The organism is Sphingobacterium sp. LRF_L2 (genome assembly GCF_965644235.1).
In the GTDB taxonomy this organism is placed as follows: Bacteria; Bacteroidota; Bacteroidia; order Sphingobacteriales; family Sphingobacteriaceae; genus Sphingobacterium.
Map to the genome: position 1 here is coordinate 203,144 of NZ_CBFFRI010000002.1, position 25,107 is coordinate 228,250.

Here is a 25,107-nt window from a genome sequence, read left to right on the forward strand (position 1 = left end):
TAGCTTTGTTGAAAATCAAGAAGTTACCTGTATGAGCGTGTATCTTATTCGGCATAATAATAAAAGGAATTGGGGGAGAGGGTTTGTTATTTTATTGATTTTGTGTACTTATATCTACCTCACGAAAACGAGTAAGTCCGCTAGCTATGGCCTTCACTACAATGTCGCTCATAACAAAGCTGTAGCTGAAATTCCAGCTATGCAAGGTGAAATTTCTTTGCTCACTTATAATATAGCAGGGCTCCCTGAACTCATTTCTGCCGCACCGACGCCTCGGAAAGAGAGTATAACAGAGATTTCCAAAAGACTGAACAATTTTGATATCGTTAATGTACAAGAAGATTTTCATTATCATAATGAATTGTATCAAGGAGGTAACAATCACCCTTACCGTACAGTGCATAAGAACGGTATACCGTATGGAGATGGTCTGAATACATTCTCTAAATATCCAATCATAGCATCGAGTCGTTTACCATGGGAAGATTGCGCGGGCTCTGATTGTTTAGCAGCGAAGGGGTTTTCTTTTGTTCGGATTCAACTAAGTACAGAAGTTAGTATGGATGTTTACAATGTACATGCTACCGCTCAAGATAATCATGATGCTGCAATTGCACGAAGGAAGAATTTTTTGCAATTATCGGAGTATATAAATAGGCATTCAAAAAATCAGCCTATCGTCGTTATGGGTGATTTTAATGCGCATTATGCAGCGTCTTGGGATAATCTTCGTGATTTCAAGTATCTGACAACGTTGGAAGATGCATGGCTTATTGCTGTAAAAGGAGATGTTCCAGCAATAAAAAAAGCATTTGTGCCTCAAGAGAAGTTGTCTCTTACAGATAGCTGTGAAAGTATAGATAAAATATTTTTTCGTAATAGCTCTAAAATAGAATTCATCCCGCGCTCGTATAAAGTTGAAAAGCAGCAGTTTTCCAATACCAGTGGGCAGGCACTTTCTGATCACTGCGCTATCTCTCTCGCATTGCAATGGCGAAAAAAAGAATAGCATAATGCTGTGTTATGCCCAAACTCATAGCGTTTAAAGTCAAGAGATTTGAGCGTATGATTTTGGTGTAAAATTGAACAATTGTTAGCATTTATAATTTAGGTTAATAATTGGTTAGATTAAAATAAGACTTAATTCTCCCCGGATTAAGTCTTATTTTTGTTTAGAGAAGGGGGTAAGTAATGCCTAAAGTTTATTTAATATGGGGCGATAATGAGGACTTGCGACATGCGCTAAATTTTAACAATTATTAGTAAATAGCCGCAACTCGTTTAGGCATTACTTTTGTATCTTTATAAGTATAAATTGTTGTAATATGACAAATAGAAGAATAATCACAATGGGAATCTTAATGTCGGGTATTTTTCTGGCGAGCTGTGTAAGCAATAAAAAATATACAGCTTTACAGACCCAACATCGAGACTTAGCTGAGCAATACCAAAAAGGACAATTGGACTTGGCTGAAAGCAGAGCAAAAATAAAGAGTTTGGAAGATCAATTGGAGTACGAAAGAAAGAATAATGCTTCTTTAAAGGAAGCATTAGGTCGTTTACAAGGCTCGTTGGATCTTAGTATAAATCAAAACAGTCAAGGAAACGCTAATATTTCCAAGCTGGTGGATGAAATTAACGCTTCCAATAAATATATACAGCATCTTGTGAATACAAAAAATAAAAGCGATTCACTTAATGTGGTGTTGACAAATAATTTGACAAGATCGTTGAGTCGCGAAGAGCTTCGTGACGTAGATGTGAAAGTTTTGAAAGGTGTGGTATATATATCGTTGTCTGATAATATGCTGTATAAGTCTGGTAGTTACGAGATTTCGGATCAAGCAGGCGAAACATTAAGTAAAATTGCCAAAATTATTCAGGATTACAGAGATTACGAAGTATTGATTGAAGGTAATACAGATACAGATCCTATCGCTAAAACGAATATTAGAAATAACTGGGATTTGAGTGCTTTACGTGCTTCTTCAGTTGTTCAAGCTTTGCAAAATCAGTATGGTGTAGATCCAAAACGTTTAACAGCAGGAGGCCGTGGACAATATAATCCTGTTGCTGAAAATAATACACCGGATGGCAAAGCGCGTAACCGTCGTACGCAAATTATTATTACGCCGAAACTTGATCAATTCATGGAGTTAATCGACAAAGCTCCTGAGTCGGCAACTGAATCTTCTTCGGGATTTTAACGAAAAAAAGATTTATAAATAAAAAAGGTAGCTGTAAAACAGCTACCTTTTTTGTGTCCTCGGCGGGGGTCGAACTCACCGATTTATTTACGACACTCGTTAAATTGTGTCTAGGGGCCTTTTTTGACATTGTTATAGGGTATTATTAGGTGCTGTTTTTGGTGCTTTTTTATAAACTTCTTATCCGATTAATGATATCCTGTAGGTCTCTAATTACCTCAACCTTCGGGGTGGATGATTTAGCTGTTGACATCCGCGCCATCATAATCGTTGGGTGGATAATAGGTGGGGCTAAAGGATCCAAGCCGAACATGAATATAGGGTTGGCGCCAATTTCGGTGATATACTTCGATACGATGTCATATGAAGGATTGCTATTTATCGATTTTTCAATATGTGATATTGTGCCTTGCGTAGTCTCGCAGATTTCTGCTAGTTGGACCTGGCTTAAACCAGCCTCTTCTCTAATCTTTTTAAAAATATCGTTAGTTTTCATGATTTTTATTGATATATTCTTGGAAATCTTCCTGATTGAAATCGAAGGCTTCTTGTTGCCTTTTTAAGGTTCCGTAGTATGCCGATAGCTCTTTCTCGGTCATATATCGCTCCGTCCGTTTAAGTGTCGCTATATTGTTTGACTGCATCATTGCAAGCTGGTAGAAAAACATCAGTTTTTCGTAGTCCCTCTCAGTTCCAAATTGTTTGGCCAGCGTGTCGAATGTGTCTTCGTAAATCTTCAGGTTTATTGTGAATTCTCTTTCATCTATAATAAAATCTACATTCTGGCTATTTGGATCATGTTCCGGATCTAAATGAGTTGTTGGGAATGGTTTGTTGAGCATCGAGAACGTTGCTCGATGCATAATATCTGTAAGTTTATTTTTAAGTGTCATATTACCAGGCTGTTCCAAATGCATTTACACCCATACATTTTCCTTCTTCAACAGTAATATCCCATCCCCAAGGGGCTTCTGTGTGTATATTATTTTCAACTTTGACTGTATAATCGCCTGCTGGTAGAGATATTGCCATTATTCTCTTATCTGTATATTGACAGTTGGGAGTATATTTTAGATCTGAAAATCCCATAACTGCTGTTGATTGAGCAAATCCAGTTGCTTTGTTTGTGAAGGTTACTGTAAAATTCGAGTTAGATCGATTAGCTCCTACAAAAACTCCGCCATGACCTTTTTCGATCTTTAAAGTGTAATCAATAGGATTTTTTAGACTTTCGTCCTTTTTTGAACAAGAAAATATCGCGGCTGCGCATACCATTAATATTAAATGCTTCATTCCTCAATTTTTGGTAGGCCTAAATTTTCTGCTTTAATAACTTTGAAAGTAGTGTCAATACTAAATTTAACATCAGACAGAACTAAAGCTCCAAATGCATTCTTACCTCTCATTTTGTGGATGATCTCGTAAGACTCAATTCTACCTCCTGTTTTACGGGTACCTTTTTTGTAATCATAGACCATTTGAATATTTATTAATTCTTTTTCTTCTTCAAAAGTCTTTTTACTTTTTTTTAATAAAGTCGCCATGCGATCTTGCATTTCTTTAGCTTCTTGTGTTTTACTAAATGGCTCAAATACGGTGTCAATTTTTGACCAACTTACTTCTTCATAAGAAGAAGGGTCGTTGGTGTTCTCTGATATGTATTGTTTTACAGAAGACTTTATCCTATTCTCGTTGCTTTCACTGCATGAAAGTAAACTCGTAAAAACTGCTAATATCCCAATTAATGGTAGTGTTTTCATTTTCTAATAATTTGGTTTTTTTAATATTTCAGTTAATAAACAAAGTTTTCTGATTTTATTTTTTTTGATCACGATCTTGGAATATTTCGCCCGATCACCTATCTTTTCGGTTTGGTTGTCGGACCAAAGAATCACCTCATCCTCTTTGTCTCCTTCTAATAACCGCTTAAATACCCTGTAGTCAGACCATTCAATATAATATATTTCTCCCCACATGATTTCCGTCTTTTCTTCTATCGGACGAACAATACACCAAGAGCCACTTTCTAATGTCGGGTACATGCTATGGCCATGAACCGGTAAAGCAAAAGATCCTTTTTGTGCACCAGGAATGGACAAGTAACCGACAACCTTTACATCATTCGGATCATTGTACATTTCCACGCCACTGGCAGCAGTAGGGAAGTTGTACATGGGGATTTGTGAGTTATGATCTGCATGTTCGTCAACGATTAAATCCTTTTTGATAAATGATTCGAGATCGGTATACGTCTCAAACATTTTTCTTAAATTATTATCTGTTGGGTTAGATTCTCCTTTTCTGTAACGATTAATCGTGGGTTCGGACAGACCAGTGTCTTTGGAAGCTCTATATGAGCTGATACCCTTACTTTTTAGGTATGCATCAATCATTTTATTGGTGTGTCCGATTACCATGTGCTTTCAAAAAATGTTTGTATATTTATATTTTAAATTTTTAATTATGTCTACACCCGAACAAGCTGTCAAAAATCTCGCTAGTCAACACATGTCTGACAAAGAACTTGCAATTCGCTTGATAGAACTTCACAAAGAACATTCGCCACGCTTTCCTTTAGCCGATTTTATCAACATGTATCGCTATATCGTAAAATCTCTTGCTAACGACACAGAAGTCAAAATAGAATTCGGTCGTGACATGAGTAAACCGACGCAAGACCCTTATATAAAATCTCGCTAAGCTTCATATAATCTACTGCTTAGGTTTTCTGATCGTTTTCTCATAAGGGAGTGATATGGGGACATTAAACCTCAAGGTGTTGACTGCTGACGTTCTTTCGTTATTTGAGGATTGTCCACCGATAGCAAAGAAGCCTGTAAAGACACTCAGTCCTTTCGCGTTTGAACCTTCTCCCTCTACCGTGATCGCTACATTTATTTCAATATTTTGCGGCTGCCGTTCTCCTTCGCCAACCGCGTTTCCCTCGTTGGCCACAGCACCACGTTCATTGATACAAGGGTTGATCAAGACATCCACGTCCGCAAGTTCTTTTCTGGCATCTTCGACGCCATTGACGATTTGTACCACTGCCTCTTTTATAAACTCCTTTAGCTCCATATAATTTTTTTTCAGACTTTTCGATCAGCCCCGTTTGTGTTATTAGAGCATTGCTCTATTTATAAAATTTTCTAACTGAATATTAGACACTTACAAAAAATGAATGTAAAAACGTTTGTACTTTCAAAATATGTAAGCATATTTGTATCGTGATGCTAAACGAAGATAATCAAAAAATGATGATCATTAATATTTAGTACAAAAATATTAATAAGTGGCAATTGGATAAATCCCCAATAATATGGAAAGTAAGGGTACAACAGAAACATTAAAAAAGCCTTATGCAGGCATGATTGATAAAGCTGCGGACTTCTTCAAGGAGGGTGGAAAATTATATCTAAGCTATGGTGGTTGTACTAAGGAATGGCCTGATTTTGATCCACGGATTATGGAGATTGTGCAGAATGATATGCTTCACTACCCGGAAGCCTTGAAGGCTTTGGCAAGTTGGGAAAACCTGTTGCCGGAGATGTATGAGTACAGATATATTGCTTGTCGTTTTGGAGGACTTGATGACGAGCCGGATATTGATGAGAATGGCATTGTTCATCCGTCAGAGTATGTTCCCTGTAAGCTTAGGGGAGAATGTAAATATGAGGGTAAGCTATGTCAGGCAATCAAGGTAGCGAACGGGGTGATATCTAAGAGGGAGATGGATGTGCTTAGACTCATCAGAGAGGATAATAAAATCATTGCGGATAGACTAAACATTAGCACAGAGACGGTTAATTCGCATATCATCAATATTCGCGAGAAGATTGGTAAAGATGTTGACAGTAAACCTAAAATGGCAATTTGGGCAGGAAAAAAAGGAATAATATAAAAATTAAAATAGTAACACAAATGAATACCACGCAAGTAAAAGTTATGCAGACGGCTCCAAGAAAGTCTTGGACGGACAAATTGTTGGAGATGGAAGTAGGTGCGACGATACACGTTGATATGCGTAGCGCTTCCACTGTAAGAGGTGAGATATCGGCTCGAATGCCGATCCGATATCCTGACCTCAAGTTTGAAACAAAAAAGATCAAGGTAAAGGTTGGTAAGGAAGAAACACCGGTTATCGAAATCAAGCGAACCGCGTAGTCATGGAGCAGGCCATCTTGCAGTTGGCCAAACAGATCGTCCAGCAACAGGCGGAGCTTGAAAGGTTACGTGCGCAGCTGAAAAGGAAAACACCGAAAGAAAAGATAGAGGAGGAGGCCTCTAGAAAAGAGAGGGTTCTTAGGCTTGTAATAAGAATGTACAAGCAGCAGGAGAAGCAGGCCTTAAAGCAACACGCGACTAAAATCAAGGAATTGTCTGAATTAGCGAAAAAAACAGGTATAGAGATCGGAAAGTTTGGCTTAACCACCGAGCATTGGAACGAAATGCTTAAAAACTTTAAGTAGCATCTAACAAAGAGTAAAATGAACTGTCACGCAATCATAAATCTCACAACTCAAAAAGACGAGGGGGCCGTCACGCAAATAACTGGCTCCCTCTTAAGTAACACAAATGAGCATTCACGCAAATAAACACCCAAAAGTTATGGCAAATCTAACTAAAAATCACGGTTTCGACAAATGTGGATCTTTTGATGAAATCGCTATGTTATCGCTATCGCGAACACTTGATATCAATGAATCTGGCGTAGCAAATGTTAATATCAGAATATCAAAAAAGTGTATCGACCTCTATTTCTATCAGGAGGGCAAGGCCGAGGCAGTTTATTATTCCCACGGAATACTGCTTTCAGGTAACACAGACTTGGAAGGTCTTGATGAGGCATTCAAAAAGTATGAAGTTTTAAATATGGAGGTAGAGCATGCGTAAACATAAAGTTGCGCCAGGCGTGCAGAAATCTCTTTATCCACTTGAATACAATAAAAACAACCCGATGGAAGGATTTAACGAGTGGACCGAATATATACGTCGGCAATATTTAGAAAGCCTAGCACCATTGAGTATGTATATCATAGCTGTGGACTGTTCAAAGCTTCAGGAGGTATTGGAATCCAAGGCTATGAATGAACTGATTGAGGAAGCAAAAGAAATCATTAACCCAAATAACAAATAAAACAAATGAAAATCATTATCAAATCTCTGCTTATTAAGAATTTTAAGGGAATCAAAGAACAAGCCATTAAGTTTGAAGAGTTGGTAACCAATATCTTTGGTGACAATGCTACAGGTAAAACCACTGTATTCGACGCTTTTATGTGGTTGTTTTTCGGCAAGGAGTCAACCGATAGGAAGGACTTTAATATTAAGAATACCGTTGATGTTTCTCTTAATCGCCAGGATCATGAGGTGGAAGCAACTATCATCGCTGATGGGTCGGAACTGGTCATCAAGAGAATCTATCGTGAGAAGTGGACCAAGAAACGAGGTGCTGAAGAAGCAACTAGAGAAGGAAACGAACAGGCTTTCTTTTGGGATGGGGTGCCGGTTAGCCTTAGCGAATTTAGCAAGCGTGTATCTAAGTTGATCGATGAGAAGGTATTCAAGCTGATATCCAATCCTGCTTACTTCAATGATCTTCCCTGGAAGGAAAAGCGAGAAATCTTGTTCGATATGGCCGGTGATGTTTCAGATCATGATGTCGCTGGTTCCGATGCTAAGTTTCAGGCATTATTGGCGAGCCTGACGAATGGCAAAACTTTGGAAGATTTTAAGAAGCAGATTGCTGCTCAACGAAAAAAAATGAAGGACGAACTTGCGACTATCCCTGTCAAGATTTCGGAGGTCCATAATAATATGCCTGTTATTGACGGTGATGCTGCTTTGATCCGTCGAGATATCGAAACCAAGCAAGCCGAGATCAGAGGTCTTGATCAAATGATGCTGGATCGGAATAAGGCCGTAGAGTCTCAGCAGGAATTGATTCGTGAGCACCAGAACCTCATCTTCAGTACACAACAAGATATTGATGCTATCGTTCGTGAATCAAAATCGCAGTTAAACAATGCGGATAGTGAACGTCAGTCGGCGCGTGCTCATATTGTCAGAGAATTAACCAGTAACCAAGAATCGCTTAAACAAATAGAATCGCAACATGATAGACGTCAGAATGAAATCAAGCGCCTTACCGCTGAGGCTGATGAAAAGCGGGAAAAATGGTTATCTCTTAATCAGCAAAAAGATGCAGAAAGCAAACGAAAATTGGAGTTTGACGATTCATGTTTTTCGTGTCCTACTTGCGCTCGCTTATTTGATGCTGATGATATAGAGGCCAAGAAGCTTGAGCTTCAGCAAAACTTTGCGACCAACCAAACCGCTCGTGTTAATCGTATCGGTCAGGAGATGGTCATTATCGCTGAATCCGGTAAGAAAATTAAAGAGGAGATTGAACGTCTTCAGGGAATCGAATATTTAGGGGAAATATTACAGATTAATTCGACCGTTGAAGTGTTGAAAGCGAAACTGGAGGAGTTTGATAATACGCAGGATAAACCAGTATCATTTTTGGAGGATCTCTTAGAGACAAACGAGCAATACAAACTTTTGACCAAAGCATTGGCCGAATTGAAAGAATCCCTTCCCCAATCTCCTCAGGTCGACATCTCTGATCTACAAGCGAAGAAAGTTGTTCTCAACGATGAAATTCAATTATTACAGAAGGAACTTGCAAAAGAAGAGGTAATTACCTCTAACAAAGAACGGATTAAGCATCTGGAGATAGAAGAGAAACGTATGGTGCAGGAATTGGCCTCTTTAGAAGGTCAAGAATTTACAATTGAGTCGTTCATACGTAAGAAGATTGAAGAAGTTGAAAAACGGATCAACGGTTTATTTGCCTACGTCACTTTTAAGATGTTTGAAGTGCAAGAGAACGGAGGTGAAAAGGAAGTCTGTGAGACGATGGCTGGCGGTGTTCCTTACTCCGATCTGAACAATGCAGGCCGTATCAATGCAGGTCTGGATATCATCAATGCCTTGAGCAGGTATTACAAGATGTGGGCTCCAATATTTGTCGATAATGCCGAAAGCATTACGCAGCTATCCGAAGTCAATTCACAGGTGATTCGTTTGGTTGTTTCTGAAGGTGACAAAAAACTGAGGGTAGCGTAATGAGGTATTCGAGAGGTAAATGGACAATTGGTAAAACTGGAGGGGCAGTCGTCACAAATGATGGCTTCGGATTTCCTGATAGAACAGGTCATAGTGATATTGTGCATTATGGGGGATATCTAATTGCTGAATCAATCTATAAAGTAGAGGACGCTCAATTAATATCGGCCGTTCCTGACATGCTTGAAGCTCTAAAAATAGCCGTGGGTATAGTCGAAAAAGAGCCCACGAAATTCACTAAAGAAGAGAAGCTTAAGTTCTGTATTGATGCCATCAATAAAGCCGAAGGTGCTTCTATTGAAATGGAACTTGGAAAGCCTATTAACAATTTTTTAAAATCAATTAAGTAACACAAATGAGCAACGAAAATCAAACACCGGCAGCGACAACGCAAAATAACGCTGTCAAGAAATTTACACAGGCGACATTGGACAATGTATTGTCTCGTATATCGTCTATCCAGGCAACAGGTGAGCTCGTTCTGCCTCCAAATTATATCCCGGAGAATGCAGTACGTGCCGCATGGTTGATTCTTCAAGATACCACGGACAAAAGTGGTAGACCGGCACTGGATGTTTGTACACAGCCCAGTATTGCTAACGCTTTTATGGACATGGTTACAAGTGGCCTGTCTGTTGCGAAAAACCAAGGATATTTTGTCGTTTATGGAGACAGGCTTCAATTTGATCAATCTTATATCGGTGACATCGCTTTAGCCAAACGTGTGGCAAATGTTAAAGAAGTGAATGCAGTCACTGTATACAAAGATGATATATTTGAGTACGAGGTGGATGCTAATTCAGGTCGTAAGAAGGTGCTCAAACATGAGCAAAAGCTTACCAATATCGATATGAACAAAATTGTCGGTGCTTATGCTATCGTTTCGTATAACGATGGTACTACGGACACAGAGATCATGACCATCGGTCAGATACAAACCTCATGGGGAATGGGTGGGTCTAAAGGAAATTCGCCGGCGCACAAGAATTTTCCTGACCAGATGGCGGAAAAGACGGTTATTTCACGTGCACTGAAAATTGAATCAGGTTCTTCAGACGATTCGTCTATCTTGAAATCTAGCGTCGATAAAGCTAAAACTGAAGTGAAACATGAGATTAGAGAGCAAGCGAACTCTAAAGCTGTTGTTTTCGAGGAAGCCCATGTTGTTGTCGATGAGGAAACAGGTGAATTAGATCCTCAGGTTCCCAAACAACAGCCAATTGCTGATCAACAGAATTCTAAACCTGTAACGGCACCATTCTAATGAAGTTAAAGGTCATTGGAAGTGGTTCCAAAGGCAATGCTTACATCGTGCACGACGAGAACGAAGCATTGCTGATAGAGGCCGGATGTAATTTCAAGGCGGTGAAAGCTGCCTTGGATTTCAACATCGGCAAGGTTTCGGGTTGCCTGATCACACATGAGCATTTAGATCATGCGGCACATGCTAAGGAGGTGCTGAAAGCCGGTATCGATGTCTATTGTTTGAAGGAAACAGCTGAGGCCAGGAACTTGGTAGGTCATCGTGTTCATCATCTTTTAGCTTCGGCAACCTACAATGTGGGAAATTTCAAAGTACTAGCTATGCCTGTTCGCCACGATGTTCCATGTGTATGCTTCTTAATTCATCATCCGGATACGGGATTCTTTCCTTTTCTTACGGATACCATTTATTGCCCTTATACTTTTCCTAACATGAGTAATATGATTGTAGAAGCGAATTATGGCGAGGATATCATCGATGAACGTAATGATCCAAAATTCCTGCGTGACCGTATTTTAAAGTCTCATATGAGTATAGAAACCTGTGAAGAGTTTCTTCAGGCCAATGACCTCAGTAAAGTAAACAATATCGTATTGATTCACCTATCTGACAGAAATAGCCATGCGGTGGATTTTAAGAACAAGATCCGGGCAAGGACCGGGGCAAACGTTCATATCGCTGAAAATGGAATGGAAATCGAATTTAACAAAACGCCTTTCTAGAATAAATAACGTCATATTTTCAGCTCAACAGGGGGAAGGTTTTATTGCAGGGCCCAATGATGTAATAAAGTTTGAAGCCGAGACAATTTTTGTTGGGGAAAAAAAGATAGAAACAGGGGAGAAGACAAGCTTATTGGGATTCTTTTCTCGACCATTGAAGTACATGGGAGTGGTAGAAGGGAAATACGTATTCTACATGGGTGATCATGATGGGATGCATTACTACCAGACCTTATCAATAATTAGTCCTACACGGATTTATTTGAATTATGCATGGAGTTCCGGACGTGACTGGAATCTCGTAAAAGGAAAATGGAAATGAGTAGTCTGATGATGTGGTGCAAGCATTGCAAGGCAATGCACAACCATTATAAAGATATTACAGGACGTTACAAGTGTTGTATTTGTTGGACCTATAATTCTAAAAAATGATCACAGTTAAAGAAAACGACGTATATAAAAGGGAACGGGAGGTTGAGTTTACTCTAGAGGAAACGATTACGTTTCTGCGACCTGTTCCAAAGACTTACAAGAAGCTTGATTACGATTGGTATATGACTGTCGCGCTAGAGAAATCCGACTTGGTGACGGAGGATCGGGGCTTCTTAACCTATGATCTACTTGTCGCTTATCGTAACGCTATCCGTGAAGGCTACAATCATGAGCTGGATCCTGCATTACGGAGGCCGTATGATTACCCTCGCAACCGAAATACCGTGAAAGGAATACAGGGATACATTGATAGAATAAATAAACTATCCCAGCTCAACGAATCATGAACAACCAACCAGCAACAGCTTCCCATCTCCAGGAGATCAGTGAGCAGATAGGCAGAGCTATCGAGCAGGAAATAGACAGGGATAATCCCGATGAGGTAACAGGAAAACTGATGGAGCTTTGCGCCCTTCAGGCGACGGCTACATATGCTAACGCCTTGGCTGAGCAGTTGTACAATCAGAAGTTGTCGGAGCTTGTACAGAAGCCTGAACACGCAAAGTTGTCCGCTACGGACAAGAAAATGCTTTTCGCTGGATTGGCCAGTCAGGAAATTTATTACATGACGCTCAATGAGCGGTATATCCGTAATCTCTCACATTCAATTGAAGCATTACGGTCGGTTCTTTCCTGGAAGAAAGTGGAATTCGAACAGAGTAAATACCAAACACATTAAAAGTAACTATACATGGCAAGTTTAGGATATACATGGTACCCAAAAGATTTTATTTCAGACCCGGACGTCATGTTTATGACGGCAGCTGAGCGTGGCGTTTATAGAGACCTTATCGACTTAGCCTATACAAGCGAGAACCGTATAGCTTATAGTATTGATATGCTTGCTAGATATACCAATTCGGATGTTCAAACGGTCGAGAAGATACTTTCTATGAAGGCTCAAAAAAAAGGTGATTTTTGGACGATTCCGTCTTGTGGTAAACGGATAGATCTTATAAATAAAAACCGTTCAAACGGTTCTAAGGGAGGTCGTCCGAAAACCCAAACAAAACCCAAACAAAACCCAACGCGTAATAAGTCGGAAAACCCAAAAGAAACCCAAACACAAAGGCAAATAGAAATAGAAAGTAAAATAGAAAGTAAAAATAATACTCCTACGTCGTATTATGGTTCCGACGTCGACGATGGTGAAAAATCAAACAGAACACCTATCGATTTATCAAATATCGGAGAGCATCCGATAGAAAAATTAAAACAAAAATTCGAGCATGCACAGACCTGGTTTGATCAAGTAGGCATGAAGAATTCCATCGAGCCAAACGACGTCGGAAAATGGTTTGAAAAATTCTGTACGCATTGCCTTGCCCAGGGGAAGGAAAAAATGACCGAAAAGGATTTCAAATCCTACTTTGCCAATTGGGTGACTATCCGGATTGAATCGGGAGAAGTGCTTCACAAGAAGAAAAATGATCAACCTGATAGGTTTATTTTGGGAGCGAAACCGATGGGGGCGGTGAAACATGGCTAATATCGGATTTCTTCCTCCTCAAGCAATTGATATAGAAAAAGCTGTCCTAGGGGCATTGATGCTGCAGAAAGATGTTTTCTACAAAATATCGAGTTTTATTCGTTCAGAAACATTTTATGTTGAGGCCCATCAGCGCATTTACAACGCTATCAGGAGTTTAAGCGATGCAAATAAGCCGGTTGATCTCCTAACTGTCACCAACTCTTTGAGACAGGATGGTACGCTTGAAATTATCGGAGGAGCTTACTATTTAACGGAATTGACTGATGGTGTTGTCGGTACAACATCCATTGAAGAGTATTCGCTGATATTGAATCAGAAGTATCTGGAGCGAGAGCTGATTGTGTTGTGTCAGGAATATGCTAAGAGCGTTTATGAGGGTGCTAGCGATGTATTTGATCTGTATGATAATCTTAGTTCCGATATTTTCAACAAAGTCTCTGTAAATGCGGGTAAGCAGGCATCTCGAATTGATGATATTATCCGTGAGCGAATAAAATTATATGAGAAACCAGTTGAAAATGGATTGACAGGCATTACCAGTGGATTTAAAGAAGTGGATCAATTGACTAATGGGTGGCAGGATTCTGATTTGATTATTATAGCTGCACGTCCAGGTATGGGAAAAACTGCTTTCGTACTGAATCTAGCTCGGAATGCTGCGATAGATGGACAGAAGGCAGGTGCAATTTTTTCTCTGGAAATGTCCAAAGAGCAGTTAGTTGACAGAATGGTTTCCGCTGAGACCGAGATTTACTTGGAGAAATTCAAGAAACGAAATTTATCCGATCATGAGTGGCAGATGCTTCATAGCAGAATAAATTCTCTTATGAAGTCAAATATCTACATAGATGATACACCTGCATTACCTATCCAGATGTTACGGTCAAAAGCAATTAGGTTAAAGCATAAGTATGGTATTGGTTGGTTGGTAGTTGATTACCTACAGTTAATGCGGGGAGATCGTGAGGGTAAGTCAGGGAACCGCGAGCAGGAAATATCAAGTATTTCAAGGGGCTTAAAGGCTATAGCCAAAGAGTTGGATATTCCTGTTATCGCATTATCTCAATTGAGCAGGGCTGTGGAGTCTAGGCCGGGGAGCATGAAACGCCCAATGTTATCTGATCTGCGCGAATCGGGGGCAATAGAGCAGGATGCTGATATGGTAATGTTTCTATTTCGACCAGAATATTATGGGATTGAAGAAGATGAAGAGGGACGACCAACACTAGGTATCTGCGAGTCGATAATTGCTAAAAATAGGCACGGGTCTCTTGATACTGCAGTACTTAAATTCAACGGCGCTATGATGAAATTCGCTGATCTAGAAGCTTCAAACGATAGCTTTTCGGAAGGTTTTTCTTCATCAGCATTACAGCCAAATTCCAATTTTGGAGACGAACCATTTTAGACGATATATATGAATGACGAATCATTAATGCCATTTGGCCAACACAAAGGGAAAAGTATTTGGAGATCTGAAAGATTACATAACTGATAACCTGGAAGCACTTAAAAAAGAAATTTAGTAACACAAATAATTCACGCAAATAATGAATGAAAATCAAAATTATCAATGGCAAGGAACTCCGGTAGAGGTCCGCTTTGGAACAGTTCGGGTAGAGGCAGAAAAAGATAAGCCGCTGTATTGGTATAACTTCGAAGTAATGGAATTGAGAACCTCTCAGGTTCCTGCGATCGAGATAACGTACCAGGAACCTGAAACAGGAAATAAACAGGTTTTCTGCATCGCTAATCACTTTGGTGTCGGGATTTATAAACTGGAAGCGGGAGGATGGCCCAATAAACAGCATTTCAGTCTCCCTAACGATTTCAAAGAATATACTGCAGAGGAATGGATAGAATACGAGCAGGTGCCCACATCTTTTGATCCTCTGGGATTCGCCAATCATGAATATAAGCGATTTGACTGGCAGAAGAAAAACTTTCCAGTGGAGCATGGGCAAAGAGAACGGCTAAAGGAGTCTTTCCTTAAATCCAGTAACAGAAATCAATAGCAATCTTCAGCATATAGATATGACGCAAACAAAGCAGACACCCAAATTTTCGGATTTCGGTCTTGATGACGTCAAGCGTAGCCGAGACAAGAGCACGACGGGACAGTTGTTTTGCTGCTGGGGCGATACGAAGAACGAAAATATAGGAGGGTATGGCCATGATGTCGCAAAAGGATTCAATATATGTTTTGCAAATTTCTGTATCTGCGCTGAATGTATCAGGAAGTCGTATTTGGATGAAAATTCGCATAGATGGATCCTTGATCCTTTCCAGTGTTTCAAGTGTAAAAAAAAAGGCTTAGTGTGTTATCAACAGTATGATAGCATCAAAAATCCCGGCCTCGGTTTATGTCGTGAGTGTATGGATTGGGCTGCGAAGGTGCTTGAGCTGGAGATTGTAAAACCGATCCCAAAATCTATTAAAAATGACAGACCAAGACAAGCTCAACAATCTCTATTTCCGGATCAAGAATTTTGAGTTTCCGGAATGTGAGGATGCTCTTTATCACCAGGTGATAGAAGAACTGAAAGAAGGATTTAAAATAATAGAAAACGGGTTGCTCGTTGCGACCCAAAATATAAAACACGCAAAAAGTTCAGACAATGGAACAAATTTTTAAACAAATCAAAGACGAAAGACTTCGTCAAGACGCTAAATGGGGTGTTCAAAATCATCATCCAATGGTTTGGGGGACAATCCTAGGGGAAGAGGTGGGAGAAGTGCATAAGTCGCTCTTAGAGGATGATATGGAAAGCCCTAAAGGAATCTCAAACCATCGGGCGGAACTTATTCAGGTTGCAACCGTGGCTGTAGCTGCTATCGAATGCCTTGACCGCAAGTCGAATGCCTTGACCGCAAAGGACCCCGCGCAACTCGAAATCCAATTTCCCGATTAATCAATCAAATCTGTAACACAAAAGTAAAACGCAAAATGAAATTCAAAGCAACAACAAAAGATTTAGTGTCTACGCTCCAGGAGTCGACTGCAATTGTTAACCTGAGATCGGTCATTCCGATTTTCGGAGAGGTAAAGTTTGATCTCAAGGGATCTAGTCTTTGCCTGACTTCTTCCGATCAGCAGAACACGTTGGTCAAAGAGATTGGTGTAGAAGGCGACCAGGACGGCGCGGTTTGTCTTGACGGCAAAAAACTGCTTGGGATCCTTAAAACGCTGAAAGACCCTATGGTGGAACTTGCACTTTCCGGTAAGAGAGTGAAGCTAATCGCTTCGGTCGGCGTTTTCGAAATTCCCGTGTCGGACGCTAAAGACTATCCGAATCTACCTGAGCTCAAAGAGTCCAAAACATTTAGTATAGATTCTTCCGTCTTATACGAAGGGATCACGAAAACGATTTTGGGTGTTGCTCGTGATAGTATGAGAGTGCTTGATTATTTGCTGTTCAGGGTCGAGGACCGCAAGGTCATCTTTGTGGGGTGCGACTCCAATAATCTTTATGAACACAAGACTGATGTTGAAGTGGAAGATAATTTCTCCATATTGCTGGATCCAAAGTCCGCAACTATCATCAAATCATATGCAGATGGTGAAGAAGTTCATATTTCGTATTCGGAGAATTATATCTTCCTAAGCTTCACCAATGCCCAGCTGTATTGTCGTCTCGGCGAGGGAAAATATGTCGATTATTCAGGAGTTATACCTAAAGAATCGTCCAATTATGCTTTGATAAACCGCGCGAATATGATCGCTGCGATTAAAAGGTCATTGATATTGGCGAATAGAACAAGTCATTCCGTTAAGATGGATTTTTCCACTAAGGGTATATCGATCAGTTCTGAAGATATAGACTTCAACACACGTGCGGAAGAATCCGTTTCCGGAACGTTTTACGGTGAAGATATACGGATCATGCTGAGCGGAGTAAAAGTTATCGATGCGCTAAATTCTATCGACACCGAGAATGCCAAGATGGAACTCACTTCTCCGAATCGGCCAGTGGTCATCAGGCCGGAGGGTGAAGTCGAATATTTGGGTTTGACCATGCCTTTAATGCTTGACTAGACGTGGGAGCTTACGATGAAGGTCCGCATATAGACTGGTGGCAAGGCCTGCCAGGAACGGAACGGTTTGTATTATTAAAGAAAAACGGTTTTCAAGACTCTAAAAAACCTTGGAAATACAAGGAGTTAACAAATAAAGGCATCTATACTATATGGAGTAAGGAAAGGAAGGTCACAGCTGCGGACCTTCCAATCAAAAAAGGAACGGTTGAAGTTGATTGTATCGAAGTGGACGGCAAAACAATCAATCTTACGCCGGTGCCACATTTCTCGATCGATAAATATATCACCCATCGGAACTGTGAAAAATGCGGTGTTGAGTTTAAGAAGCCATATGACTACGTCAAAAAATGTGATGCATGTATCTCATCTGCTGTTCGGGAGAAATGGGAGAAGCTACCTATAGTTGGATATGATGGTAAAAAGCCATTGTTTCTTTATAACTCAGATAACCAGTATTTCTTTGATATCGGGGACATTATTGATTACTGCGAAGAAAACGAGATCGATGTTTCGGAACTCATGCTTGTAACCTGCGTCAAAAGTTCATTTTCAGAGATTGATATCGAAGATTTGACATCGAGTTATGAGGTAGTTCACGAAGACTGGGAGCCATCTGATGCGTTCTTGGCCAAACTTGCAGAGTTCAACGAATGGCTCACCAGACAGAACACCAACACCTACTTTCCGTCGAACGAGCGTGTGGTGATAAGAAAGGAGGATTTCGATAATGAAAGTGGGGTCTAGGGTGCAGCTATTGCCTAGAAATGGCAAGTTTCTAATGAGAAGGTTCGTGAAAGGAACAATAGTCCATTATCATAAAGACAGAAAGATGGTTGATGTTCGAATTGATAGATGTCCCAGGAAAATGGGGTACTGGTTAGGGGATGTTATTCGGTATGATCTTGTCGAGGTCAAAGTAATATCTGAAGCAATTTTTAAACAATTGTCCTTTGTGGATATAGGAGAAAAGGTAAGGATATTAAAGGTCCTTTTGAGGGGAATGTCGGGGTTGTATCAGGGGCGCATCAGGTTATTTTTACACCTGAAGTGATCGAGAGCTTTGAGGTAAACGGTGATATAGATTATTACGCTCTTGGGGACTTCATAAAAGCATATGTCGACCTGAAGAATACCAAATACACTTTTGAAAGCCTAGATATGGATTGCATCGAATTAATATCACAAGAAGAATACGATAGGAGTGCACGGGTAGCCGAAAAAGGTCAGTATCAATTATTTTAATAAGTTAACCATGGTAGTAGAAATAAGAAAAGCAAAGATAACCAAAGCGATCTTCAATCAGATTCTGGCACCATCTCTCCCCGACCTGGTCCGCAACGAAGAGCTGGAGGTTCTTGGGTGGGTGTTCGATAAGACGAGATATATACTTCTTCAGGACACCGGCAAACAGGCAGTCTACCGATTGCCTATTATTTCGGATATGAAAGTTGATTTTCGCCGTCCTGATCATGTGGATTTCAAAAGCAAGGGCTATTCGGTAGCGGTGCAGCTATCCGGGCTGGAAGAATGTAATCGCTGGATCACGCGTATACATGAGATTCAATCGGAAGCAAGAGTTAAAGGTCAAATTTTTATTTAAAATCGAATTATGTTTTTTCATCAGGATGCAAATATAAAAGCGGTGTTCGTGCACCGGGTAGGTAATAAATCACAGGATGAGTTTTATGTTCTTTCCGATCTTCCAATAGATCTGAAGTCAGATGAGGTTCTGCCGGATCTTCTAATGAAATACTATACAAAACCTTTTCAGAAAATAAACGAGGTTTATCGTCTCCATCACCAGAATGATTTCTCATTGAATGAGGTTTACAATTATGTTACGCAATTTTTTGAGGGTATCACTGATTTAGGGCAGCTATCGGAACAATTAGCGAAGTATTTGTATGATATCTCGGAGCACCCAAAGATAAAGTCCGGCGAATTCCATGTCGTGCATTTTGAAAATGTACAGATGGAAGGGGAGGTTCACGATGCGATCGGAATTTTCAAAACCGAGAATAAGAATCCCGTCCTAAAGATACATCCAAAACAACAGGGGTTTGAATTTAGCCATATTGAGGAGACCATCAATATTGATATCCTGGATAAAGGTGTTATCATCGTTAACACGGAAGCAGAAGAGGGGTATAAGGTTCTGATCACGGAGTCAAAATCTGTAAATGAAGCTGTATACTGGAAGGATGATTTTCTGAAAGTTATGGCAAGAAACGATAACTATCAGCGTACAGCAAATATTTTGAAAGTCGCCAAGAGTTTCGTGATGGACAAGATGGACGAGACCTTCCACATTGATCTTTCAGATAAGTCTGCCTTGCTCAATAAAACGGTAGACTACTTCAAAAAGAAAGAAACCTTCGACCAGGAAGAATTTGGCGAAGAGGTATTCTCCAATGAGCAGGCTATCGGTATGTTTCTGGATTATAAAAAGGATTTTGAAAACGAATTCGAGACTTCTATCGAAGATAGTTTTGATATCTCGTCATCTGCAGTAAAGAAAATGCAGTCTTCTTTCAAAAAGGTTATCAAGCTTGATAAAAATGCCCAGATCATTCTGCTCGGCACAAGAGATATTCTGGAGAGAGGGTTTGATGATGAGAAGGGAATGAGCTTCTACAAGGTTTATTTCGAAAACGAGGGGTAGGGTATGGGGTTACCGACATCAATGTCGGTAACCCCACCTATCAAGTAACACAATATTATCACGCAAAATCAAAACAAAATGAAAGCATCAGCAGAAGCTAAAGAAGCAATTGAAAGCCATCTCCAGGCGATGGCGGCAAAGGATACTCTCTTTGCTGAAACACTAAAAAAGAAAAATAAGAGTATCGATGGCTGCATGAATTATATCATGTCCGAAGCTAAGAAGAAAGGCGCTAATATGGTTAAGGATGCCGAGGTTTTTGGTTGGGCGGTCCATTACTATGACGAGGACTCGATCAAGGATACCGGTAAAGTTCAGGGGGTGGCCATGGATCATGGTTCCGCCGATCCAGCTGAAAAAGCCCCCGTAGCAAAACCAAAGAAAAAGGCAACTCCATCCGTTCACCAATCGTCACTATTTGAGCTATGAAACCAAGGACGAAAAGACAAAAGGAAGTGTATGATCTGAGCAAGATTGTCCTAAAAATAAATAAGGACATTGAGCAATGGGCACAAAAGGAATGCAATGATCATTATGCTTTTGCTACAAAAAAAAGATACTGGTGTACGAATTGCGGAGAAGTGCATGAACGAAAATTTGTTAAACGAAAAACAATAAAATGCCCTAGCTGCAAGGTTCGTCTTGAAATTAAGGAAAGAGCTATCCGAAAGTATCATCAATCCTACTACGTTGGTTTTGCCGAACTACTAGGCGATTATCAAGTGATTAGGTTGTTCATTATAAACTCTAACCACAGGATGAATAAAAAACCTTGTGTGTCAAGTTTAGAAACGATAATGCAATTTATCCCCAATGACCATGATAAGATTGAGTTTGTTGCTAGAGCGAGGAATATGGGCCAGGGAGATCCAACAAGTGGGCGTTTAGAAATTCGTAAGCCTAGCGATTGGCAGTGGCATATTTACAACCCGTGTCCTTACAAGTTTCATCCGAAATCACAATTCAAGCAAGAATACACCAAGTACGGCATTAACCACGAGTTGAGAGGGTTGAGCTTCTTTACGGCATCTAGGATACTGCCCCTTGACTCTAGGGCAGAAACCATTTTGAAAGCAAAGCAATATTCTCTGTTTAATAAATGCGGGGACCAACCGAGTAAAATACTTAAACACTGGTCATCTATAAAAATTGCGATCCGGCACAAGTACTACGTAGCGGATGGGGGTGTCTGGTTGGATCATCTAGATTTGTTGGAGGAGGCAGGGAAGGACTTGAGGAACCCGAAGTTCGTCTGCTCACCAACACTGTTTAGGGACCATCAGCGCATGGTGGCTAAAAAGAGAAAAGAGGAAGAACGGTTGGCTAAAGAGAGGAATCGTTTATGGAAAATTCAGCAACGCGAAAGAGAGGAAAAGAGAATGATGGAAGATCGTCAGAAATTTGAACAACTTAAGGGGCATTTCTTTGGGTTGCAGTTTTCAAAAGGAGATCTTCACGTGAAAGTTCTGGAGTCGATTGAAGAGTTTAAGCTGGAAGGGGATTTTCACGGACATTGCGTTTACACCAATCGGTATTACAATAAAGGCAATACACTTGTGATGTCCGCTTCTTTCAAAGAGATCCCAGTGGAAACTGTTGAGGTTAATCTGAATTCGATGAACGTTACCCAATCACGCGGAAAACATAACGAGGCCACAAAGTACCACGACGCTATCGTTGACCTAGTAAACAGGAATATGTATCAAATCGCGCAGCGTATGCAAGGCGAGCAAAAGAATGCGGGGTAGGGTATGAAAGAAATCAAAACGAGGCAAGGATGGCGGGTTGTTCCCGTCACCCTTTCTCAGATAACAAAACTTGGTGGCTTAGGAATATGTGACAGCTGTAATTCCGCCACTGGGAACTTTATGTATATCGGCGTACTGAACAGTGCCTATTGTCAGCAATGTTATGAAGAATGGGAGGCCGAGGCTAAGTACTATCCAGTGGATGTTTTTTTTGAAACTAATAATTTGGATTATGTAAAGGGGAGGTTGGAATGAAAATTTCAAAAAAAGATCGTGAACTAGTAAAGCAGAAGTACAATGGTCTTTGCGCTTATACAGGTAAGGCTCTTGGAGACGATTGGCAGGTAGATCATGTTACTAGTGTATATAAGCACTCGAATGATGCTTATTGCCGTTATGTGAATATAGACGATATTCGAGAAAACATTCAAAAAGTTCACGACCTGGATAATCTTTTGCCAGCTCTAAAGATTGTCAATCACTATAAGCGGTCGTTGGATCTGGAGGGGTTCCGTCGATATATGAAAGATTTCCATAAACGATTGGCAAAGCTTCCAAAAACAACAGGTGTTCCTGCAACAAAGCGACGTATTGTATATATGAATAACGTCGCTGATGCTTTTGATGTTTCTGTAGATAAGCCGTTCCTGGGGAAGTTTTATTTTGAAATAATCGATTCTATTTCATTACCAACTGAGTCAACAAATTCTTTTGGGAAACTAATGCTTGGTCCTCCAGATTGATACCAATTTCCTTGATCGTCACGTTTGACTTCAATATAAATATCGTCTGAACTATGTCGATTAACAAACGTGTAGGAGTCATTCTCTTCGTTGTGAATTACCGGCCCTTTGAGTTGGATATCATGGAGTTTTACGGATATGTTATTCATAATAATATATTTTGGTTCTGTATAAACCAAAGTTAAGGAAATCAAATAGCAATTATAAAATATTATATTTGTATTTAATAATAATATATTTATATTTGAAATGTGAAAGGTTTGATAATTGGAATAGACCCCGATGTGGATAAAAGTGGTGTAGCGGTCTATAAAAAGTCATCAAAAGACCTCCAATTATTTGCTTTACCGTTCTTTAAATTATTGGATTTTTTAAATGATCATAAAGATGATATCCGTGAAGTTGTCGTTGAAGCTTCCTGGAAGATCAAGAAAGCTAACTTTCATGAAAACCAGCGAGGTGTGGGAGTAGCTTCACAGATAGGAGCCAGAACAGGTGCTAATCATGAGGTCGGACGAAAGATTGTTGAAATGTGTGCTTATCTAGGCGTTTCTTGTTTAGAAAAGTTGCCTCTTCGCAAGTGCTGGAAAGGACCCGATGGAAAGATCAGTCATGAAGAGTTTCAAAAGCTTACGGGTTACTCTAGAAGAACTAACCAGGAGCAAAGAGATGCGGCTCTTTTAGTCTGGGGTTATTAGTGGATCATATTGTTAGGGGTAATAATTGGTTTAGGTTTCTGAGTGCATGGCGTCGTGAGATGCCATGCTTATTTGTTGCCTCCTTAAAAATATTCTTTGATCAGCTGAAATAAGTCAAATGAGGAAAGCGAGCTGTTAGCGAACCTCCTCCAAACGGGCACGGTGTAATAGTGTGGCAAAACAATTGTCCAGCAAGTCCGGAAAATCGTGACTGATAGGAAAGACTATTCTCTTAGTAGCCAAGAGGTACAAAGCTACCATCCCGTGGGTGGAAAACACGTGCAGGGCAGATAATCCCGAAATGATAGAAGTAGTGTCTGACAATCGGGAAAGACCGTTAATTTGACAGGATGTTGTAAAGGGTAAAACAAAAGGTTCCGTAGGCGGAGGAATAAATCATACCTTCATAGTCGGTTCGAATCCGGCTCCTGTCGCAAGGATGATACTTTTAATATTTCGTTTGACATATGCAGTAAACCCCCGGTAAATATTCTGGGGGTATGAAAGGTCTTTAAGACAGCGGGATAGACTGCAAATAGTTCATTATTTTATTTAAACCATTCAAAGATGAAAAGATTTATTGCAATTGCTTTAGTCGGTTTGTTTTCCTTTGTGATGGTTGGTATGGTGTACGCTGCGTTTGATACGCAGACATCCATTGAGCTGAAAAAAAGTTTTGATGATGTTTCATTCGTGGGCATCATGGATGGTGTAACTCCATCGGTAGAACCACAATACGGCAAAATGGTAACAGTACTACCGGAAAGCGACATTGTGTCGGGATATACTGCTGATACCGCTCCAAGTGCCAACGATCCGCCAACGATTCGAATGTTGTAGATGTGTTTGTGTTTAGTTAGTCAAAGACTTGACAGCTCGGAAAGACGAGCAATCTGTTTGCTTATTCATAATTTCATAATTTAGGTTTATAATTGGTTAGTTAATCCTCCACATCTCCCCGGTGTTGGAGGATTTTTTATGCATCAATTTCGACAATAAGGGGGGGGCTTATAGCCTGTTTTCTGTCAATATAGGGGGGATTTATAGCTTATAAAGTGACTTAATTCATTGTTTAATACATAAAGGTAAATACCTGTTTTATATAAACAAATTGTTCTTGTAATTGTTATACTATTTTGATTTTTAGTTTATAAAGTAGTTGTATATATTTTGTTTGTTAATTTAGAATTGTTCTAAATTAATCAAATTGTGACACAGAAATGTAGTTTATGTGTTTAAATTGTATTTACTTTGTTTTTACAAAACGTTATAACAGTAAGCGATAACAAATTGATGCAACTTAGTTTTTGTAATAAATAGTTATAAAGTTTATTTGCTTCGTTAATAATAAGATTTACTAAAAAAATGTACAAAAATCGTTTTACTCACTTGGCCAAAATTTATGGTATACCCTGTTATTTTAATGAAGATAACATGGAGGTAAAAGGTACAAACTGGTTTTTTGATAGACTTATAGATTTGGGAACTTTTCTAGACACAACTTTCAACCTTTCAGATGGCTTCTATGTCACTGATTTGCAGAAATTAAAAAAAGTCGATTAAGTTGACAATTCCTTAATCGACTTCCGCGTAATAGGGACAATTATTATGCGTAAACTCTATCTCTTTTTAGTCGGTAATTTCGACTTCAAAGCGGTAGAGTTTTCCTTTTGGGTGATAAACCTTTTTACCGTTTCTGGTAATGTAAGATGTATATATCACTTTGTAACGTTTACCATTACGCTCGATTATTTCACTCATTCATTGGTCCTCCTTTCTTAAAGTTACTAAGAGATTGGTCAATCTGGCTATAACTTAGCTCTTTGCCAGAATGGATTTGTCAGGCCCATCCAATTTTAAAATCTTTCCCATCCTGCACCCTCGACGATCTAAACAAATTGTTGTTTTAA

The 25,107-nt window shown here is 39.8% G+C and carries 37 protein-coding genes and 1 tRNA gene; 31 read left to right on the plus strand and 7 right to left on the minus strand.

The window, feature by feature from the left end; translation table 11 throughout:
• The first annotated feature begins 31 nt into the window (after window positions 1–31).
• Entirely contained in the window at window positions 32–1,009 is a 978-nt protein-coding gene (locus ACSZOX_RS04090) for an endonuclease/exonuclease/phosphatase family protein (protein ID WP_437918536.1), read from the plus strand.
• 316 nt (window positions 1,010–1,325) lie between these two features.
• Entirely contained in the window at window positions 1,326–2,207 is an 882-nt protein-coding gene (locus ACSZOX_RS04095; protein ID WP_437918538.1) for an OmpA/MotB family protein, read from the plus strand.
• Window positions 2,208–2,376: 169 nt separating this feature from the next.
• On the opposite strand, the gene ACSZOX_RS04100 is transcribed toward ACSZOX_RS04095, so the two are convergent.
• From ACSZOX_RS04100 to ACSZOX_RS04120, 5 genes are read right to left on the minus strand one after another with little or no spacing between them, the layout of a single operon-like run.
• On the minus strand, window positions 2,377–2,703 hold the full coding sequence (locus ACSZOX_RS04100) for a helix-turn-helix domain-containing protein (protein WP_437918539.1): 327 nt from the start codon (window positions 2,701–2,703) through the stop codon (window positions 2,377–2,379).
• Window positions 2,693–3,070 (minus strand): hypothetical protein, encoded by a 378-nt coding sequence (locus ACSZOX_RS04105; protein ID WP_437918540.1) that lies wholly within the window; start codon window positions 3,068–3,070, stop codon window positions 2,693–2,695. Before ACSZOX_RS04105 ends, ACSZOX_RS04100 begins: the two co-directional genes overlap by 11 nt.
• A gap of 31 nt (window positions 3,071–3,101) precedes the next feature.
• Window positions 3,102–3,500, minus strand: coding sequence for a hypothetical protein (locus tag ACSZOX_RS04110; RefSeq protein ID WP_437918541.1), 399 nt, complete (start codon window positions 3,498–3,500; stop codon window positions 3,102–3,104).
• Window positions 3,497–3,967, minus strand: coding sequence for a hypothetical protein (locus ACSZOX_RS04115; RefSeq protein ID WP_437918542.1), 471 nt, complete (start codon window positions 3,965–3,967; stop codon window positions 3,497–3,499). The genes ACSZOX_RS04110 and ACSZOX_RS04115 overlap by 4 nt, the downstream gene beginning before the upstream one ends.
• A 3-nt stretch (window positions 3,968–3,970) precedes the next feature.
• The gene (locus ACSZOX_RS04120; protein WP_437918543.1) at window positions 3,971–4,600 is read right to left on the minus strand and encodes a LexA family transcriptional regulator; all 630 of its coding nucleotides are present in this window, start codon (window positions 4,598–4,600) and stop codon (window positions 3,971–3,973) included.
• A 70-nt stretch (window positions 4,601–4,670) separates the two neighbouring features.
• On the opposite strand from ACSZOX_RS04120, the gene ACSZOX_RS04125 reads away from it, so the two are divergent.
• Window positions 4,671–4,907, plus strand: a complete 237-nt coding sequence (locus ACSZOX_RS04125; RefSeq protein ID WP_437918544.1) for a hypothetical protein — start codon at window positions 4,671–4,673, stop codon at window positions 4,905–4,907.
• A 12-nt stretch (window positions 4,908–4,919) separates the two neighbouring features.
• Here ACSZOX_RS04125 and ACSZOX_RS04130 read toward each other — a convergent pair whose 3' ends face one another.
• Window positions 4,920–5,285: a hypothetical protein gene (locus tag ACSZOX_RS04130; protein WP_437918545.1), complete on the minus strand. Its 366-nt coding sequence runs from the start codon at window positions 5,283–5,285 to the stop codon at window positions 4,920–4,922.
• A 241-nt stretch (window positions 5,286–5,526) separates the two neighbouring features.
• Here ACSZOX_RS04130 and ACSZOX_RS04135 point away from each other — a divergent pair, with 241 nt between their 5' ends.
• From ACSZOX_RS04135 to ACSZOX_RS04270, 28 genes are all read left to right on the plus strand, one after another.
• On the plus strand, window positions 5,527–6,108 hold the full coding sequence (locus ACSZOX_RS04135; RefSeq protein WP_437918546.1) for a response regulator transcription factor: 582 nt from the start codon (window positions 5,527–5,529) through the stop codon (window positions 6,106–6,108).
• A gap of 20 nt (window positions 6,109–6,128) precedes the next feature.
• Window positions 6,129–6,371 (plus strand): hypothetical protein, encoded by a 243-nt coding sequence (locus ACSZOX_RS04140; RefSeq protein WP_437918547.1) that lies wholly within the window; start codon window positions 6,129–6,131, stop codon window positions 6,369–6,371.
• Between the two features lie 2 nt (window positions 6,372–6,373).
• The gene (locus ACSZOX_RS04145) at window positions 6,374–6,676 is read left to right on the plus strand and encodes a hypothetical protein (protein WP_437918548.1); all 303 of its coding nucleotides are present in this window, start codon (window positions 6,374–6,376) and stop codon (window positions 6,674–6,676) included.
• A 139-nt stretch (window positions 6,677–6,815) separates the two neighbouring features.
• The gene (locus tag ACSZOX_RS04150) at window positions 6,816–7,100 is read left to right on the plus strand and encodes a hypothetical protein (RefSeq protein WP_437918549.1); all 285 of its coding nucleotides are present in this window, start codon (window positions 6,816–6,818) and stop codon (window positions 7,098–7,100) included.
• Window positions 7,093–7,344 carry a hypothetical protein gene (locus tag ACSZOX_RS04155; RefSeq protein ID WP_437918550.1) on the plus strand — a complete coding sequence of 84 codons (252 nt, stop codon included), beginning with the start codon at window positions 7,093–7,095 and terminating at the stop codon, window positions 7,342–7,344. The genes ACSZOX_RS04150 and ACSZOX_RS04155 overlap by 8 nt, the downstream gene beginning before the upstream one ends.
• A 5-nt stretch (window positions 7,345–7,349) precedes the next feature.
• Window positions 7,350–9,338, plus strand: a complete 1,989-nt coding sequence (locus ACSZOX_RS04160) for an AAA family ATPase (protein ID WP_437918551.1) — start codon at window positions 7,350–7,352, stop codon at window positions 9,336–9,338.
• Window positions 9,338–9,688, plus strand: a complete 351-nt coding sequence (locus ACSZOX_RS04165; RefSeq protein ID WP_437918552.1) for a hypothetical protein — start codon at window positions 9,338–9,340, stop codon at window positions 9,686–9,688. Before ACSZOX_RS04160 ends, ACSZOX_RS04165 begins: the two co-directional genes overlap by 1 nt.
• 5 nt (window positions 9,689–9,693) lie before the next feature.
• A complete protein-coding gene (locus ACSZOX_RS04170; protein ID WP_437918553.1) occupies window positions 9,694–10,602 on the plus strand; it encodes a recombinase RecT in 909 nt (302 codons plus the stop codon).
• Complete coding sequence (locus tag ACSZOX_RS04175) at window positions 10,602–11,324, plus strand: MBL fold metallo-hydrolase (RefSeq protein WP_437918554.1); 723 nt, start codon at window positions 10,602–10,604, stop codon at window positions 11,322–11,324. Before ACSZOX_RS04170 ends, ACSZOX_RS04175 begins: the two co-directional genes overlap by 1 nt.
• Complete coding sequence (locus ACSZOX_RS04180; RefSeq protein ID WP_437918555.1) at window positions 11,287–11,646, plus strand: hypothetical protein; 360 nt, start codon at window positions 11,287–11,289, stop codon at window positions 11,644–11,646. The genes ACSZOX_RS04175 and ACSZOX_RS04180 overlap by 38 nt, the downstream gene beginning before the upstream one ends.
• 106 nt (window positions 11,647–11,752) lie before the next feature.
• Window positions 11,753–12,103: a hypothetical protein gene (locus ACSZOX_RS04185; RefSeq protein WP_437918556.1), complete on the plus strand. Its 351-nt coding sequence runs from the start codon at window positions 11,753–11,755 to the stop codon at window positions 12,101–12,103.
• Entirely contained in the window at window positions 12,100–12,495 is a 396-nt protein-coding gene (locus ACSZOX_RS04190) for a hypothetical protein (protein ID WP_437918557.1), read from the plus strand. Before ACSZOX_RS04185 ends, ACSZOX_RS04190 begins: the two co-directional genes overlap by 4 nt.
• Window positions 12,496–12,507: 12 nt before the next feature.
• Entirely contained in the window at window positions 12,508–13,305 is a 798-nt protein-coding gene (locus tag ACSZOX_RS04195; protein ID WP_437918558.1) for a DUF7833 domain-containing protein, read from the plus strand.
• Window positions 13,298–14,716 (plus strand): replicative DNA helicase, encoded by a 1,419-nt coding sequence (gene dnaB / locus ACSZOX_RS04200; RefSeq protein ID WP_437918559.1) that lies wholly within the window; start codon window positions 13,298–13,300, stop codon window positions 14,714–14,716. The genes ACSZOX_RS04195 and dnaB overlap by 8 nt, the downstream gene beginning before the upstream one ends.
• A 142-nt stretch (window positions 14,717–14,858) precedes the next feature.
• Entirely contained in the window at window positions 14,859–15,323 is a 465-nt protein-coding gene (locus ACSZOX_RS04205; RefSeq protein WP_437918560.1) for a hypothetical protein, read from the plus strand.
• A 425-nt stretch (window positions 15,324–15,748) separates the two neighbouring features.
• Entirely contained in the window at window positions 15,749–15,943 is a 195-nt protein-coding gene (locus tag ACSZOX_RS04210) for a hypothetical protein (RefSeq protein ID WP_437918561.1), read from the plus strand.
• 61 nt (window positions 15,944–16,004) lie between these two features.
• Window positions 16,005–16,220 (plus strand): hypothetical protein, encoded by a 216-nt coding sequence (locus ACSZOX_RS04215; protein ID WP_437918562.1) that lies wholly within the window; start codon window positions 16,005–16,007, stop codon window positions 16,218–16,220.
• A gap of 35 nt (window positions 16,221–16,255) precedes the next feature.
• Window positions 16,256–17,344, plus strand: coding sequence for a DNA polymerase III subunit beta (gene dnaN / locus ACSZOX_RS04220; RefSeq protein ID WP_437918563.1), 1,089 nt, complete (start codon window positions 16,256–16,258; stop codon window positions 17,342–17,344).
• A 2-nt stretch (window positions 17,345–17,346) separates the two neighbouring features.
• Window positions 17,347–18,090, plus strand: a complete 744-nt coding sequence (locus tag ACSZOX_RS04225) for a hypothetical protein (protein WP_437918564.1) — start codon at window positions 17,347–17,349, stop codon at window positions 18,088–18,090.
• A gap of 508 nt (window positions 18,091–18,598) precedes the next feature.
• Window positions 18,599–18,946: a hypothetical protein gene (locus ACSZOX_RS04230; protein ID WP_437918565.1), complete on the plus strand. Its 348-nt coding sequence runs from the start codon at window positions 18,599–18,601 to the stop codon at window positions 18,944–18,946.
• A 9-nt stretch (window positions 18,947–18,955) separates the two neighbouring features.
• Window positions 18,956–20,008 carry a nucleoid-associated protein gene (locus ACSZOX_RS04235; protein ID WP_437918566.1) on the plus strand — a complete coding sequence of 351 codons (1,053 nt, stop codon included), beginning with the start codon at window positions 18,956–18,958 and terminating at the stop codon, window positions 20,006–20,008.
• Window positions 20,009–20,086: 78 nt separating this feature from the next.
• Window positions 20,087–20,437 carry a Cas9 inhibitor AcrIIA9 family protein gene (locus ACSZOX_RS04240; RefSeq protein ID WP_437918567.1) on the plus strand — a complete coding sequence of 117 codons (351 nt, stop codon included), beginning with the start codon at window positions 20,087–20,089 and terminating at the stop codon, window positions 20,435–20,437.
• A complete protein-coding gene (locus ACSZOX_RS04245; protein WP_437918568.1) occupies window positions 20,434–21,756 on the plus strand; it encodes a PcfJ domain-containing protein in 1,323 nt (440 codons plus the stop codon). The genes ACSZOX_RS04240 and ACSZOX_RS04245 overlap by 4 nt, the downstream gene beginning before the upstream one ends.
• Window positions 21,757–22,007: 251 nt before the next feature.
• The gene (locus tag ACSZOX_RS04250) at window positions 22,008–22,499 is read left to right on the plus strand and encodes a hypothetical protein (protein WP_437918569.1); all 492 of its coding nucleotides are present in this window, start codon (window positions 22,008–22,010) and stop codon (window positions 22,497–22,499) included.
• Window positions 22,500–22,750: 251 nt separating this feature from the next.
• Entirely contained in the window at window positions 22,751–23,197 is a 447-nt protein-coding gene (locus ACSZOX_RS04255; protein WP_437918570.1) for a hypothetical protein, read from the plus strand.
• Between the two features lie 344 nt (window positions 23,198–23,541).
• Window positions 23,542–23,631: transfer RNA gene (locus ACSZOX_RS04260), tRNA-OTHER, on the plus strand.
• 133 nt (window positions 23,632–23,764) lie between these two features.
• A complete protein-coding gene (locus ACSZOX_RS04265; protein ID WP_437918571.1) occupies window positions 23,765–24,037 on the plus strand; it encodes a hypothetical protein in 273 nt (90 codons plus the stop codon).
• A 525-nt stretch (window positions 24,038–24,562) separates the two neighbouring features.
• Window positions 24,563–24,760 carry a hypothetical protein gene (locus ACSZOX_RS04270; RefSeq protein WP_437918572.1) on the plus strand — a complete coding sequence of 66 codons (198 nt, stop codon included), beginning with the start codon at window positions 24,563–24,565 and terminating at the stop codon, window positions 24,758–24,760.
• Window positions 24,761–24,826: 66 nt separating this feature from the next.
• On the opposite strand, the gene ACSZOX_RS04275 is transcribed toward ACSZOX_RS04270, so the two are convergent.
• A complete protein-coding gene (locus ACSZOX_RS04275) occupies window positions 24,827–24,958 on the minus strand; it encodes a hypothetical protein (protein WP_437918573.1) in 132 nt (43 codons plus the stop codon).
• Window positions 24,959–25,107 lie beyond the last annotated feature (149 nt).